14 protein-coding genes are annotated in these 16,046 nt (G+C 36.6%); 1 reads left to right on the top strand and 13 read right to left on the bottom strand.

What is annotated here, in order from left to right; genetic code table 11:
- The first annotated feature begins 594 nt into the window (after positions 1 to 594).
- Complete coding sequence (locus tag ACZ45G_RS13910; RefSeq protein ID WP_464179099.1) at positions 595 to 1,659, top strand: toll/interleukin-1 receptor domain-containing protein; 1,065 nt, start codon at positions 595 to 597, stop codon at positions 1,657 to 1,659.
- Between the two features lie 341 nt (positions 1,660 to 2,000).
- On the opposite strand, the gene ACZ45G_RS13905 is transcribed toward ACZ45G_RS13910, so the two are convergent.
- The 13 genes from ACZ45G_RS13905 to ACZ45G_RS13845 all read right to left on the bottom strand — a co-directional run bounded on the left by ACZ45G_RS13905 (position 2,001) and on the right by ACZ45G_RS13845 (position 16,014).
- A complete protein-coding gene (locus ACZ45G_RS13905) occupies positions 2,001 to 2,531 on the bottom strand; it encodes a DUF2889 domain-containing protein (RefSeq protein WP_464179097.1) in 531 nt (176 codons plus the stop codon).
- Positions 2,532 to 2,623: 92 nt separating this feature from the next.
- On the bottom strand, positions 2,624 to 3,397 hold the full coding sequence (locus ACZ45G_RS13900; protein ID WP_464179094.1) for a hypothetical protein: 774 nt from the start codon (positions 3,395 to 3,397) through the stop codon (positions 2,624 to 2,626).
- A gap of 157 nt (positions 3,398 to 3,554) precedes the next feature.
- On the bottom strand, positions 3,555 to 5,540 hold the full coding sequence (locus tag ACZ45G_RS13895; RefSeq protein ID WP_464179092.1) for a hypothetical protein: 1,986 nt from the start codon (positions 5,538 to 5,540) through the stop codon (positions 3,555 to 3,557).
- Positions 5,541 to 5,624: 84 nt separating this feature from the next.
- Positions 5,625 to 6,365 (bottom strand): DUF5131 family protein, encoded by a 741-nt coding sequence (locus ACZ45G_RS13890; RefSeq protein WP_464179090.1) that lies wholly within the window; start codon positions 6,363 to 6,365, stop codon positions 5,625 to 5,627.
- A 74-nt stretch (positions 6,366 to 6,439) separates the two neighbouring features.
- Positions 6,440 to 7,459 (bottom strand): hypothetical protein, encoded by a 1,020-nt coding sequence (locus ACZ45G_RS13885; RefSeq protein ID WP_464179088.1) that lies wholly within the window; start codon positions 7,457 to 7,459, stop codon positions 6,440 to 6,442.
- Between the two features lie 18 nt (positions 7,460 to 7,477).
- Positions 7,478 to 7,783, bottom strand: coding sequence for a DUF2695 domain-containing protein (locus ACZ45G_RS13880; protein ID WP_464179086.1), 306 nt, complete (start codon positions 7,781 to 7,783; stop codon positions 7,478 to 7,480).
- Positions 7,773 to 7,940: a ribbon-helix-helix protein, CopG family gene (locus tag ACZ45G_RS13875; protein WP_464179084.1), complete on the bottom strand. Its 168-nt coding sequence runs from the start codon at positions 7,938 to 7,940 to the stop codon at positions 7,773 to 7,775. Before ACZ45G_RS13875 ends, ACZ45G_RS13880 begins: the two co-directional genes overlap by 11 nt.
- Before the next feature lie 256 nt (positions 7,941 to 8,196).
- The gene (locus ACZ45G_RS13870) at positions 8,197 to 8,601 is read right to left on the bottom strand and encodes a DNA polymerase (RefSeq protein ID WP_464179955.1); all 405 of its coding nucleotides are present in this window, start codon (positions 8,599 to 8,601) and stop codon (positions 8,197 to 8,199) included.
- 1,134 nt (positions 8,602 to 9,735) lie between these two features.
- Positions 9,736 to 10,749 (bottom strand): hypothetical protein, encoded by a 1,014-nt coding sequence (locus ACZ45G_RS13865; RefSeq protein ID WP_464179082.1) that lies wholly within the window; start codon positions 10,747 to 10,749, stop codon positions 9,736 to 9,738.
- Between the two features lie 454 nt (positions 10,750 to 11,203).
- Positions 11,204 to 13,501 (bottom strand): DNA primase family protein, encoded by a 2,298-nt coding sequence (locus tag ACZ45G_RS13860; protein WP_464179080.1) that lies wholly within the window; start codon positions 13,499 to 13,501, stop codon positions 11,204 to 11,206.
- Entirely contained in the window at positions 13,482 to 13,661 is a 180-nt protein-coding gene (locus tag ACZ45G_RS13855; protein ID WP_464179078.1) for a hypothetical protein, read from the bottom strand. The genes ACZ45G_RS13860 and ACZ45G_RS13855 overlap by 20 nt, the downstream gene beginning before the upstream one ends.
- Before the next feature lie 284 nt (positions 13,662 to 13,945).
- A complete protein-coding gene (locus tag ACZ45G_RS13850; RefSeq protein WP_464179076.1) occupies positions 13,946 to 15,034 on the bottom strand; it encodes a hypothetical protein in 1,089 nt (362 codons plus the stop codon).
- Positions 15,034 to 16,014, bottom strand: a complete 981-nt coding sequence (locus ACZ45G_RS13845; RefSeq protein WP_464179074.1) for a hypothetical protein — start codon at positions 16,012 to 16,014, stop codon at positions 15,034 to 15,036. The genes ACZ45G_RS13850 and ACZ45G_RS13845 overlap by 1 nt, the downstream gene beginning before the upstream one ends.
- Between the last annotated feature and the right edge of the window lie 32 nt (positions 16,015 to 16,046).

Raw genomic sequence — 16,046 nt, 5'->3', positions numbered from 1 at the left:
TTAAAAGGGCGGACTATTATTAATACTCCGGGCTTTTCTCAGCAGACAAACAATCAATTTTTTAATTATCAACCACAATACAACATCCCCCCTCATTACCAAAAAAAATGAATATTTGAATTTTTGGTACAATTTTTTTTGCAGATCCGTTTTTATTTTCAAATTTAATTTTTTGGATTTATATGCACTTGTCATATCCACTTGTTTGTCGCTCGCTGTATATTATTTGAAAAAGCAATCTAAGCTATTAAAAAATGGTTTGCTGTTTGAATTTTGATAAGTCACTTATAACGATTTTAAGTGGGGGAGGAGCGGTTGTAGGGTTAAAGAATAGTTGCTTTTTTGATGGTGTATTAAGATGGATTGACTGAGTTTCCAACATTCAACTGTGTCAACAATATACCTGAATGGAAACTTAATTATTCAATTTTTGCTTTCGGCTATATAATTGAATAGCTCTTTACACAAATTTGAAACATTGATATTGATTTACAGATCAAATTTTTTAATCGTTACATGTCAGATAATAGTCCAAAGTACTTGGTATTCAGGTCTACACAATAACTTTTGGGCATTCAGGGAAGATATGAAACAATGAATAAAAATGCGGCTGATATATTTCTTTGCCATAGTTCTAATGACAAAGAATTTGTTAGAAAATTGGCAGGGGATCTTTTCGAGCTTTCTATAGTTGCGTGGTTTGATGAGTGGGAACTCGAACCAGGTGATTCTTTATTCGATTGCATCGGAAAAGCGCTGGAGCAATCTATTTATGTGGGTGTTATATTATCACCAAATTCCATTGAATCAAATTGGTGTAAAAAAGAGCTGAACCAAGCTTTATCTCGTGAAATCCGAGCTGGTAAAAAAGTCATCATTCCTATTAGATTAGACAAGGTAGATATACCTGTTTTTTTAGAAGAAAAATTATACCTAAATTTTACTAATGATTATTTTGAACCTTTTTTAAAGCTTTGCGGCATGATTCATATGTTCAGCTCACGTGAGCTAAATATGGCAATTACAAAATCTCCTCCGAAATCTATTGACGATGTGAAAACAATTCTTTCAGGGTGTGGTTTTGATGTTGAAAAGTTGAAAAGCGAGGAAGGTCAATATCATCGATTAAGAAATTATGCCAAACGGCTTCCAACCAGTGAAAATTTGATGAATTTTGGAAGGATTTGTTTTCAAATGGGGAAGGATGATGAAGCAAAATGGGCTTTCAATACAATTCTAAAGAATGATTCTGAATTTACCTCTTTCGCTGATATTGATTCAAATATCAGATCACTTGCTAAAGAAAAGAAACCATTTAAGCTGAACACGAACATTAGGCTATGCCTGTCATATTTGGGTTTGATAAATGATGATGAAGATATGGTTTTAAACAGCGCGTATGATTGTGATGAAAAAGAAGTGTTAGTAAATGCGGGAAAATTTTATCTTAATACATATGATGCTGATATTCCATGTGCTATTGCATATTTTATCAAGGCTACGAAAGAAGAAACTGTCGATTCAGGATGGGTTCGGGATTGTGATGATTTAATACATCAAATTATGCGCGATAAAAAGGGATGGTATCCAAAAATTTCATGGGATTATATAGAAAAGGCCGTACAGGAATGGAATAGTCATAGGTGGCGTTTGGTTTAATAATGTATCTTGTTATAATTCTTTCACCCAGTTTTCCTTTATATACAGAAGACCCAATAGATAAATCCAAAGGACGCAAAAAGACGCTTCGCTGATTTAAACTAAATGAACCTAAGATAACATCAAACGGCATTCTTCCAAGTTCAATTTTTTAATATATAAAAAACATAGCAACAATTTTTCCATAGCTTCAACATAAAAATATCAATTTGAGTTTGAAACTTGAATTTTTAAGATTGTTTCCTGAAATCAGCCGGTTTGTTTCCAGGCACCGACCAGTTTGTTTCTCAAAAAAATAATGGCACTGCAAATCCAGGAAAACGCCATCTTACAATCGCCACTTATTTAACCAAGGGTCCACCCTTACGCCATGCCCAACAAGCATCTATTAAGTATTCCCCGATAACAAACTCGGAATTTTCACTTATATCTTTATCACGTGCTTCGAATATCCAGTATCCCTGAAGTGCTGCTGGCGCCATAGATAAAAGCAATGTTGTCAAATGGACACATCCTTTTATACCGCCGGCAATCTTTTTGACTTTAGATGTGAATCCTGGAGCAATGACAAGACCTTTTATTTCATCAAGACTATTTTCCATTTCCCTACAAATATCATCGTGAGGAGCACCTGGGATTTTCACATGAATATCCACAATTTTTAATTCAACACTTTTGACAAGTATTTGAATTTGCATATGATGAAAAACATTAGGTTCAATAGGTTCACCAGATTTTTCATAAACCGTTATCAGATTTCCTTCTTTCAATTCTCCTGTAATTAATATGTGCTCGTCATCAACAATATAGCTGGAAATGTTTAAATTCCGGTTATGTATTTTTTCAAGAGATCTCATGTCTACATATTTCATTTCAGCAGTTCACCCTTTATAAATATAATCACAACTATCTGTTATAACAATTTATCCTATCTTAAAACGAACTCCAACGGCGCAGTTGCAGTTTATTTTTTTTGGGTCTTAGACTTTTTTCTACCACGCTTCGTGGGATTTGCTTTTTTCTCTTTCGCAACGTCAGCCAATTTGGCCAACAAGCCATCACAATCAGCCGATATATCACCTGTTTTCTTGACAGTATCATCAATCTTCATTTTTAATTCTGTTAAATGTCTCTCAAGGTCCTTACGTCTCTTATCCGACATTTTGGACAATTCTTCATCGTCGATATCCAAGTTTGAATCTTTCGCAGCCTTCAAAACATCATTTACTTTTGTAATATACTTTTTTGTCGTCCGGATAAGAGATGGACTTGTGCTTGGTGAGAGTCCTTGAATTATTATTTTTATTTCATCATCAAGTTCTCTGGTTGACCAGTTTTTTTTAATGCATTTTTCAATAGTCTTGATCTTTTTTTTAGTATTGTCCAATTTAACCAGTGTTGCTTTGTGAGTGTAAGACAATCCCCTAGTGTTTACTTCATTTTCGGTGAGATATCTTTCCTGAGATGCAACTCTGACCATCAACCCCAATTGATTGGGATGCACGACTAAATCCTGTCTTTCGCATAATTTGTAAAAACTTAAAAGTTTCTTTGGATTCTTTGATGAAGCGAGCTTTATATCATTACCAAAAAAATGCTTCAAAATATATTCACCGATTTCGATTGAACCTTTATAAATTGTTTTGTTTGCAATTTCATTTATAAATTCGACAGCAGAATCAATCACTTTTTCATCTATTACAACATCAGATCCATTTACTCCTTCATCTTTGATCATCCTTGTCCCTCCCATTAATCAGCCGTATTTGAAATCAAACTCAAAAATTTTAACAGTGACAGTCTTTTTGTTCAAGGATTTTCATTCAAAGATGAATACTTAAAGACCGACTCCATCACAGAATCGGTCTCTATCCTCTAAAATATACCACCCCGCCCTAAAAAGCAGGCACCCCAGGAAAGATATCCACCACGCCACCATGATAATTATTCACTTCAACTGTTTCTTCAACAATCTTTTGGGGTACATATGGTTTCAAAATATCACTAATCTCTTCAGACAATTTTTGAATTTCAGGATCATCAGGATCATATTCTTCCATTTGCCTCCTGCTGGATTCTCGAACCATTTCTTTGACCTCATCATTGGTTCTATGGTTTAACACCTTAACACATCCATCAAAGTCATCCTCATCCTCACTATTTCCAACCATTTCACTGTCATCAAAGGTGTTAAGGTCAGCATCATCTTCAGCACCAGCACTTAACAGCTCATCACCGGAATCCAGCTCCAGATTATAAAATTGATATAACTCACCGCCTACAACCCATTCTGGATCTCCAGTCAATTCAAACGGTGTTGGTAAACGATTTACCCCGACAACTTTCAGATAAGCTTTTCCAGAAGGCTTCATCTTTTTCAGATCTTTGGCATTTATACCCACGCCCTGGTCATCACACCAAATCAAAACACCTTTTTCCAACCAGTTTTTTGACCAGGATGTGATTGCGGAGCCAGAGACATTCTCAACTTTTGCAAGATTTTTTGAAAGAATAGGACCCTTTCTATCAACAACCTGAATTCTTCTATCTGTATATTTCCCGCCACCCAAACTTTCTCTGAAGGCACTATCCACCAATTGATACGCCAGAGCATAATCCTGAACCTCTGCTATAAGGCGTCCCTGGTCATCTTTTTGACGTTGTTTCTGATGGATTAAGCTAATGGTCTTGATCGATATCAAAACCCTTTTAAACGCTCGTCTTGCTGATATGGGAAGATCACCGCCCTGGACAAGAAATGCATGAATTCCAGGTGCAAAGGGAATCACAACATCCATAACCTCAAGGGAATCATGAAAAGTTCGCCAAACCTGAATTTCTTTTTCATCTATTATATCAAGAACCCCTGATGCCTGTTGAGCTTCAATGGAAAGAACGTCACTTGTCTGTTTTGAAGTTATATTCGGTTGAATGCTGAACATCCTATCATCAAGTTGCTTTTCAAGAGATGTATATATTGACGTTGTGATCAATGGCGTGGGACCATAAACAGTCTGTTGCTTTGTAAATTTATTACCATCCCCATCATAAGAGGTGTATTGATAGGTGACAGACCCGTCAGAGAGCAGACAGCGGACAACATGAGCAAACTCAGTATCACTTGAATTATTCCCTTGTAGTGAGAATGCTTCATTCAGTATCAATGCTTTATGTTGCAATGCATTCTTTTCCATATTGTAGATACTTTTTGCAGATCCACTATCCAATAAGTGATAACAATTTTTTGAATATAGTTCTAAAATTGTCATGAGAGATGCTGTTTTCCCGGCACCCGGTTTCCCTGTATTTTTTGCAGCTAAAACATTTGATCCTTTAATACCCATGGGATTTAATCTGCTGTCCATGGTCATGCTTATTACGCCGATATTAAGTCGTTCATTTATAATTCCAAGAGAATTGACCATATCAATTCGTTTTTTAAATACTTTTGGATCTGATGCCAACTGTTCTGCTCGTTCAATGATCTCAGGGTCAATTTCATCTTCTTCATTTTCAGACAAATTGTTATCACCTGATTCTATTGCGGGAGTTGCCATCTCTTGTTTAAAAGCTTTTAGCGCTTCTTTTATGGTTTGTTTCGATACTGACAATTTCTTTTGAAGGACAACTGTGTAATAATCCTGTAACCCTGCATCCAACTCTATAATCTGAGGGAATATGTTTTCTTTCAAAATTGGATTTGCATCTGGAAAATTATCCGGTAGTTCAGAAATTATTTCATCCAAGGTCTTTTCATTTTCCGCAACATCTTGCTGATTTTTCGTTTTTATTGGAATTATCTCAGGCGGCTGAGACTGTTCAATATTATCCAGTATCACATCTTCTATTTCATCTATATTCTCTCTTGTGTAACTATCCATCTGTATCGCTCCTATTAAATAAAAAAAGCGCTGCAGATCGAAACCCACAACGCCATTGTATTAATTTAAATTTTTTATTTTGATCTATACGCACATCAAAAAATCTTGACCAGGGACCTTAATCTCTGGCATCTGATCCCATTTTTTCCCTTCCAAAAGACACCCATGCTTTTCTCGGTGCACACCACCCAATTGTTTGAAAAAGAAAGGCACGCCTGCATCAATACATTGATCTCTTATATCAAGCACCCATTCTTTCTTCATGGGTCTTGCACCAGGGCCCGATTCTCCTCCGACGATAACCCAATTGATATCTGACAAATCCATATCCGGTAATGGCCCAAGCAGAGGTTCTATGGAAAGAAATTTAATCGCTGCACCGGTTGCTCTCAGGTGATCGATTCGATATAGATAATCTGCGGTTTCAACTGAAACGCCCATACAGATATTATTCATCCAATTAAGGTCATTTCTCATGTTGTATAATCTTTCTGACCTTTTTGTTAATGCATAAAATTGATGCTGGGCAGCTAAGCTCATAGTCCAGAAAACACGCATGATAAAGGAATCCGGTACATCCATATGAAATAGGTCACTCATTGAATTTACAAAAACTCTTTTAGATTCTTTCCATTTAAAAGGTTCCCGTAATAATGAAGGGTGACACGTCGGTGTGAAACCGTTTTCATATTTTAGCTTGCCTTGTTTTTGAAGTTCTAAGGCGATTCGATAAGCATAGCAGTGTTTACAACCGGTGCTAATTTTGGTGCAGCCTGAAACCGGGTTCCAGGAATTTTTGGACCAATCAATTATGTTTGTATCCATGATATTTCGTTTCTCCTATAATAAAAAAGACCGATCCCATTACAGAACCGATCTTTTCAAATTATTGTCTTTTTTTAAGCTGAAATTTCTTTATCCAAATCCATAAATGCCAGGCCAGGAAAATAACCAAGATCTTTTAAAACCTCTTTATCAGGCATTTGTCTTTCAAAGAGATTATCCAAAAATTCAAAGGTGACACTATCATATCCTCGTATAGCCTCAGCAATTCTTTCCTTATTTTTGATGGATGTTTTTGCAAAATATGAAATTGGTTTGTCCCACAATTTTATTTCCATTATATTTCTACCAGAGGGCAGAGTATTTATATTGATTTCACGATTATCAAAAAATTTCTTAAGCAATTCTATTTTGTTGTCCATGAACCATTTTAAGTTTATGTCACCTATTTCAGATTTTGATACCCCTTGTATTGATAATCCGCTTTCAGTCCAAATAGGATACCGAAAGCTTATATCCTGAAAAATTAGATGCCAATAATTATCAAACCAATTTTCTGGGTGTTCAATATGGTGCGGGTTTCTCCAATCAGAAGAATAATTATAGAAGATGCCAAACGCTGCCTGATCAAATTCCTGTTTTGTCGGGAGTTTTTTAATAAGGGTTGTTCTATTCTCGTCAGGATACACTTCAGCAGTATATTTGCGATTTTTATCTGAATTCAAAGAGACATTAACTACAAATGTTTCAACACCGCAGTCATTATTGACTTTTGTAAAACCATTCACCATTTCATGCTCATATCTATATTCATTTTTTGTATATCCTGGATTCTCCAAAGTATAAAAAATAATCCGCTTGTCACAATCAGTACCAATTCCATAAGTCAAATCTTTAACTTGAGTTGAATTTGGTTCTCCGTAAATTGCATCAATGATAATTTTCTGCATTCTACCTGTGTCGGTTTCTCTGGCCATAAAAATAACCCCATGACGATTACCATTTCTTTCGTAGTTTGAAAGGGTTTTCGTTACTAACAATAGTTCATCCTTCATACCAAACAAAATTCGGGTAAGTCTCTTATTGCTACTGAACATCTTTTTAAAATTTACATTTAAATTATTTTCTTTTTTCATGATCGGTTTCCTTTATATTTATCTGTTATTCCAAAGTCTCGCTAGGTTCATAATCACCTTACAGTCACAGTGACCGCCGTACTCTTTCAAAAATATCAATGTCTCTTTAATATCAATATTATCCAGTGATCGAAGAATATCTGTTGTAAGGGATAGATCACCCCGGCACCTGCTGTGCAATTTTCCATCAACATAAGTTGTAATGGCGTCATCCAATTTTTTCCGGAAGGTTGGCCAAAGTTTGTGGCTTGGTGTTAGGACTTCTTTCCTGTATTCCGTTGTTTCATCTGCCGTCTGAAAAGTTTCGGATGTATTACTTTTCATTGTTGGTCTCCTTTTCATTTAATTTTGCTTCTACGATCTCTCTGATAAACTCCGATTTTGACACCTCCTGTTCTTCTGTTATCTCTTCTAATTTGGTTAAAGTTTCTGGCGTAAGCATAGTCGCCACCATAGCCGTGTACTTCTTTTTTTTTGCCATCTGAAATCTCCTAAATTTAAATGGGATATAATTTATAATATGTTCTAAGGAACATTCCTTTTCGTAACCAGAATCTAACTTGGAGATATTATGAACGTACTTATTTACAAGCTTGTTGGATGCTTTTGTGGGACTAATATGATGGGCTAAAAGATTGATTTAATCGGTTAAATACGAGTGGTTTCTGTCGGATGTATATAAGGAGATTCAACAGGCCCAAATCACCCTTAAAGAAAGACTTTGAAGGGGTAGGGGATTAGCCCCAGGTATCTCTTTTCTTTGGATCAGCCATCATTGGCACACCAAGCTTCAATTGTTCAAAAGCTTTTTCCATGCATTTTTTGACAAGGCCAGCTACCTTTTCAGCAACCTCTTCTTTGGCTTCAACAATAATTTCATCATGAAGAATATGGACAATTTGGGCATCCAGATTCAATAATTTCTTATCAAGAAGCAATAATGCAATTTTAAATCCGTCAGACCCGGTTCCCTGGACAGGAAAATTGATAATACTATTGTTTTCGGTTGAATTTGTGACGACCATTCGCCTACCCATTCTTGTGGCGACATATCCATTAACTCTGGATTCTCTGACCGTTTTTTTACGCCATTTAAACAGGTCCGGGAACGATCGTATATATGTATCAACGAAACCCTGAATGTCCTGTAAAAAGACCGATGTACCAATCTACCGATATAAAAGATTTCAGAAAGAATGGTAACTGCTGTCAGATGCTACCGGCATGATCTATTTTAAATACGCAACTTAACCCTAAAAATCCGATAAATACAGGTGGTGTTAGTTCAGCCATACCTTTATATAATAAAAAGACAAATCTCATTTAAAGCCAGAATTTTGCTTGTCTTAGTGGCTATTATCATTAACATTCACTTCTCTTTTCCCAAAAGGGTGGGGGCTGTATAACTAATAATCCATACAAGTTAAACGAGGATTTTATTTTAAGATAATGCCGCTAATACAAGAAGATTAAAAAATAAATTAAAATTTTAAGCCAATGTTAATCCGGCACCATGACTAATGAGAAGGGTTTTGAACAAAGATTAAAAAATTAACATTTTTAACCTAAACTTTTTATATTTATATATATTTTATTTTTTTCTATTTATTAAAAGAATAGAAATATTATTAATTTTTAATCTTTTGCCAATAAATTGTATATTTTTAATGGTTTAACAGATTAAAAACCTTTTATTTTGTTAATCTATTTTTTAATCTTGACCCAACTTGCTTGTAGAAATCCTTGCCTGATCCCTCAGGCTTATCCTTAAGATTATGTATAAATAGCCCCGCCCCCTTTTGGGAAAAAGAGCAAAGATCTTTAGTTGGTTTAAGGTTGTACTAATCATATCCGATATCCACTGTTTAGAATTGTCCGATTCAACTTGAATACGTATGATTTTTTCAATTGAACCATTTGCCGGTAATAATGACCCCCAACATAATTGATTCTGGAGATTCCCATTTTATAGGCTATATTTGTATTAAGATTATTCTGGAAATTTTCAGCCGGGAATGTTAGTCTCCAATAATCTTGATTGTCAAACCCATACCCTAAAACACCTGGGATACAAGATGTCGTGGGTCTGGTGTTTCGACAAAAGTAACCAATAAAAGACAAAACTCTTTTTTGGGGATCTCAAAAAGGCAATCCCAAAATAGCGTAACTTGTTTCCCAATTTTTCCTTGCATGAGGAATACTATCCCAATGATCTGAACTCTTGAAGGACATATCCCCCCTTGCCATTGCAGGCAAGATGGCAATATTGGACTTAACTATTCAAGGAATGCTTTCATATCATCGTCATTAGGTTTTTTCACATTAATCATAACTGTTGAAATTTTATTAACAATTGGTGGTATTGATTTTTGGGACTCCTCTTGAGCTTTGAGTGCATCCAAGTCCCTTGAGCTCATGACTCTATTATTAGAAAGGGCGACTACTGACGGATTTTTTTTTATCATACCTACCAATTCTTCCATATTTTCCACTTTGTCATACACTTTCAGGGCGGAAATTTTTACAAAAATAGTAAACCATTCAAAAGGTTCTGTTTGCTCTATATGGTAACTGCCACTGTCCCGGTCAAATGTGATTTCCAACCCGTCTTTCTCTATCACTTTTAGGTTTGCGTTTGCACCCCACTTATCGATTGATGAAACAGAAAATTTACATGGTATATACCCCCGGATTATAAGCTTATCTCTCTCAAGAATGTTGCCAAGACTGTTTAGGCATTTTTCATCCTTTAGAGTATTTTCAAAGGTAGTATCATACACAAAAGACTGTTCCATTTCCGAAATCGAAAATTTCATTGAATATGACTTGTTTGCACCAACCTTTGCTTCTCCGATTTTAATAGCTTCAAGCCACTTTGTCGGGATAGTAAGATCAATTTTGAATTCGGAACCGGAGGTGAATTCGGGAAACGGAGGCATACCTGCAGTGTGAATAGTCTCCTTGTTAAATTGACAGAATTCACTTATTGGACTGGGGCTGCCCACATTGAAGGCGGTTCCTATTGGGTATACTGCGCCCTTTGTCGGAGCGATATAAAACTTTTCCCCCCCCCACTCTTTGTTTAGTTTTTGGGCAATATCCTTTTGAAGTTTGAACCAGTTGTTCACTATACCAGCTATTGGTGGTTCTGGCGGCTTATCACAACCCACGGAAAAAATAAGGCATATGCCAATAACAAAAGAAATGATACCAATTTTTTTTAAAGAAAACTTAATTAAACTATGTGGAAAAAGTAAATTTATCTGCTGTTTTTTAGCGAATCGACCCATGGAGACCTCCTTATTTCGGTTTATTTTAGATGGTAAGCTTTTCCAGCAAATGTAATAACCCGGTATAGCAAAACTCACGTATTGATAATAATTGTTGCTTTGGGCAATTGTGAGCGATTTTAGAATTTGAGTAATCTTAGAACGGGAAAAATAGAATCAATTCGCTAAGGATATATCAATATATCGTTAATAAAGTAAAGTATTATTTCCGAGTGCACAATGATATTAAGCCTTCGTTTTCTATCCGAAGCCTCTCTGCACATTTGTGATCATCTATTTTTATTGAATGAGCAAGATTTTAAATTAGTAACCGCCCTGAAGAAGGTTCCCGCAAAATCAGGTAATATATAGACTTTAATATCTGATATTTTTTGTAAAATAAAATTTAATTTCTACATTTTAAAGGGCTACCCCGTATAAAAAAAAGGTAACCCTTGATCATGCCCCAATGATATTATTCTATCATGCCCTGAAGCTTAGCCCCGAAGACACAGAGTTTATTGGCATCCTTCTTTGAATTCAACGTTTCAAATCCTGCCGTTGCAAGCTGTTCTTTAAACGCAGCTTTTTTGTTGGTATCCTTTAGCCCTTCATCGTCGCAATACCGTTGATACAGTTCATAAAGACCCTTAAAAACGACTCTTTCCTCCGGTTCTCCTTGCACAAGGTGTTGACTGATAAAAGACAGGACACTGTTGCTCTGGCTTTTATATTTTTCTTTGGTTTCAGTCATGGACTTTGCTTTCGTAAAGATGAAGCGGTTTTTACGAAGACGCTTGTACCCTTCCAAGGCAAAGTTGAATATGCCAGATAATTCAGTTTTCAATTTTTCAGTCAGATGGACATCCATTTCATCTTCGGTGAAAATTCTTAGGAACTCGATCATATAGATCCTTCGCCACATGCCGTGACTGGTATCCTCAATGGCTGGAAATTCATTCATGGCCAGAAAATGTTTGGCAAACGGCTTGAACTTTACCGGTTCATTATATAATTTCCTGCCGGCCACCCAATCACCCCCGGAAACAGATTTGACCACGTCGCTATCGATCTGTCTTTTCCGTGGTGTTTCAGAACTAATATTGATCATTTTTCCGAACAAATCTGAAAGGTAAAGCTCTCTGGTAAAGGAGCTTAGACTGATGGTACAAGCGTTTTCCTCACCTACTAAATTGCTTAGCGTATCAATAAAAACAGATTTACCATTACTGCCGGGACCGATAAGAAAAAATATGGACGGCTTGGGCATTGCTTTGTGGAAACAGTACCCCATTGCCTCCTGCATAAAATCTATTTTTTCTCGGCTGCTTTCAAAAATATCATTGAAGAAGCTTTTAAATAAAGGACAATCTGCACTTGGATCAAATTCATAAGGTAATAAATTCGTGGTAAAAATATCTTTTGAATGCGGTACCAGCTCCATGCGGGTGAGATCAAACAGACCATTTGGAAATGTAAGATACCTGAGCTGATCTTGTTTAGCCTGCTTGACATCCATCAAGTCATACCCGGTTAAAAAATGGATAATTTCCTTCAATTTTGAATCAGAGAACAGGGCACGGTATTTACCGAGTTCATCCTGACATAATTTATTGAGCTGTTTTTTGCTGACGAGCTCATAACACTTTGAAGTATATCTGAAGATGGCATTTTCTTCTTCGTGGTATTTTAAAATGTGCCGTCTTGAAATTAATTCTTGGAACGGAACAGATTTCAAGACAACAGAATTTTTTCTTTTTTGAATCGACCCTGATATGAATAAAGGGTCTTGCCTTTCTTCTTCAGTGAAATCAGACATGCTTTGAGCCCGTTTTATGCTATGGTCAAGGTAATAATCCGGGTTCTTGTGTGTCCTGTATTTGTCACCAATAAGATATTTTTGAAATATTTCCTTAATATCTGCCGTCCCGTATCCCTTATCGATCAAGACGCAGATCACAGCCATGTCAGCCTCGGATCTGCTTGAATAGCTTCCGGTCTTGCCACGGAGGATAAGGTCTTTGATTTTATCAGAAATATTAAGGTTTTCGATATCTTCATCCCATGCGATAGGCTTTGAGGTGGATGGTTTATCCTCTTTCTTCTGTTCAACTGGCTTTTCAGGTTTTAAAAATTTCTGAAAATCTTCAAATTTATACCTGGGTCCAGCCATGGTGATGATGGTGACTTCCCGTGGATTACCCGGCAGTTTTTGATTAAATGTATCAGGTATACGTAGGACCATGGCTAAATGATGGGTGCCTGCATCCGCTTTTAAATCTTTGGTTAACCCTTTATTGATACTTTCCAGGATATCAACGCCATGTTTTTTCACTTCCACCGCATTGTTTAAAACCCAATAACAATGGAATCCACCGCCGCTGTGATTAATGATTGTTGGCGGCAGGTCATAGCCTTGAATTGCGCCAAGAGCTTCTTCGTAGGTTAAATAATCCGGTTTCTTTTTATGCCCAGCCTTACCATAATCGACTTCTGCATGAAAACTGGTTAAAAAGTGAACGTTTTCCTTCTTACCGGCGCCGCCTGTCCTTGGGTTTACACCAAAATAAACGTTCCAACCATTGTTACAGCCGTCATAAGCCGCATCAATGAAAGTGTTATACATAGAATGGAATGTCGATTGAATGGCACCATTTTTAATAAGCTTAAGCTCAATCTGCCCATATCCATTGTCCAGAGCCCTTGTAAACATGAGGTCCAAAAATTCTGAAACCGTATTGCCGAATTTTTCTTTATTTTTGATGAGTGTCATTGTCCGAGCCCTCCTGCATTGTTTTTAATGTTTGATCGGCTGCCCACCTGAACCATTCTGAAATCGAAATCCGCTGAAGATCTGTGACCTCTTTTATTTTTTCAAAAGTGTCTTTTGCCATGTTGATTGAAATCGATTTTGTAAAAATTGCTTCTTTCATACATCTTCCTCCTGCTTAAAGTTTGATAAATTAAAGGAACTTATAATTTCCTTTATATATAGTTCTCCATTCATGGAGACATCAGCAGGCGGTTTGTATCTTGGTGCTTGGAGGGTGGTGATCTGTTACGGTTGGAACCGATACTAAGTTATTTTTTTTTTGGGGGGGGGGCTCTTTTACACAACTTTTCGTATGCGGAAACTTCTGCAGGAGCTAAAAAATAAAAATGGCCACACCTTATATTAAAGGCATGGCCACTTTTTTAAATAATTAAATATTAGTATTTACAACAGCAATGCCTGCACATTTTTTATATCCTCGTCCCTATACATATCAAGCAAAGACAGCACATTGATCAGTTTATCAATTTTTCCGATATCAGCACTTTTTTTCTTAAGATATTTCTCCAGGGTCAGGATGGTACCAGCACTATCATATAATTCTCTGGTAACCTTTTCAATTGCCCAAAAATTGTGGCACCTTAAAAAATCAACCCGTTCAGTCTGGGGTAAATTTTTAATATATGTAAAAGTTTTACCCTTGCAAAATGGACAGATACAATCATTTTGAATGCGTTCATCAATGGTCACATTATATATCTTCTCAGGCATCAAATTGAACTGGTTAAGATAATTGCCATTTTGCGCCTGTTCTCTCCAAGTGGTGGCATCCAAAGAAACCCAATCAAAATAATGCCGAGCCATGTAGGCGCCCAATGCTATTGTAAAAAATTGAGAGGTGCCCAGGATATGAACCTTGCTGATTCCAAGTTGATAAAATTGGAGAAGGAATAACGCCAATTCATTGATTGAAAAATTTCTTGTGGGAATGCTATATCCGTCAAATTCAACAGGACCAAGATGATCCAGAAAATAATCCAGCTGACCCAGGTTATAGCACTGTATGGGAAGGAACAACTCGATTTCCGGACAATATAGATTTTTTAACCTGGCGGATTCCTTTGCCCAGTGCAAATTAAACCCGACTTTTTTATGGAACTCAAAAGTATTCTCTTCATCCGTACCATGTTTTTTTATGGGAAAATCCATTGCGTTGGCCATCGTGATATTTAAATTGACCATTGCATAAAAAACATGATCTAAGGTCAAATTTAGCGTTGTGTCATCACAAATGGCTGGTTGTGAAGAGTCATTGATTATTTTTTTCCCGTCGTTCTCTGCTACCGCATATTGATAGCCACCGGTGTCAAGGAATCTGTATTCACATGCAGCATAATCAAACATCAGATTGGTATCATTAATGGCTTTTGCCCCTATTCCATTGTACGGCACGTTGACAAGGATTGCATCCACATCTTTAGCTGGCAGGATATTGGCATTGGTACCGGCACAAAAATTAACAAAAATACCCATTATGCCACCTCCTTGATCGCCCTAAACTTGTTAACCAGTATAAGGACTTGACTGATATTACTTTTTAAAAGCTCAACGGATTCATTTGAACCAAATTTTTCATCACTTAAATCGGTAAAGATTGCCAAACCTATTGATTGCATTAATTGACGTAGGGATTGTTCAGATATTTCCTCTTCTGTCTGTTCGATTTCACCATGATGTTCAAATGGCTTCGGAGGATCAATAAGACATTTCTTTTTTTGAGGTGGGAAACTGGGTTCAAAGGATAAGGGTTTGATTTTTCCTTTTTCATGGAATTCTTCCAGCCAGTCAGCCAATTTTGCTGAAACTTCTTCTTTTATGACGGCATCATCTTTTCCATCACATTTTAGGTTCTTGCTGAAACGCCTTTTATTGGACGCCACTGCTTCAAAGAACTTTTTCCCTTCTTTTGATTGGACCAGAGTGTCAAGGATGGCTTCATCCAGGTTTTCTCCATAATTTAAATATTTATTAACGGTTGAAATTGATTTGCCGAGACGCTCTTTCAGAAGAAATCGAATATTTTCTTCTTTATTATCGGGATTATAGTTGACACCTTTCCTTTTTCCACCATGGGAATACATGATCGGATTTTCAGTAGTTTCAATCAATAACGATAAAAGTTTTTTGCAATTACGGACAAGCTCGGCATAATATGGTTTTCCTTCGTCGGAAACGATCCTGGTAGCAGTCTTTCTGATTGCAAGCTCAATTTCTGATTCTGTTGTTATATAAATAATATGACACAATATGGACGCCGATTTTTCCTGAATCGCTTTTTCGATGAGATTGTAACCGTCTATGCAATAATAATGGATCGGCGTTCTGACGATTGTCGGATATATTGAAGTGGTCGGCTCCATATAATCGTCGATGCCTTTGTATTGAATTATTTCAGCTATTGGCAGGCGCTTATATTCCTTGATGGTGATGAGGTGAGGTGTGGTTTCTGTCAAAATCCCCGGGGAATCTTGATCTGTTTTAGTCT

This window comes from Desulfoconvexum algidum (assembly GCF_055382125.1).
Note: the sequence above shows the minus strand (reverse complement) of the source record. Positions and strands in the feature narration are given on the sequence as shown.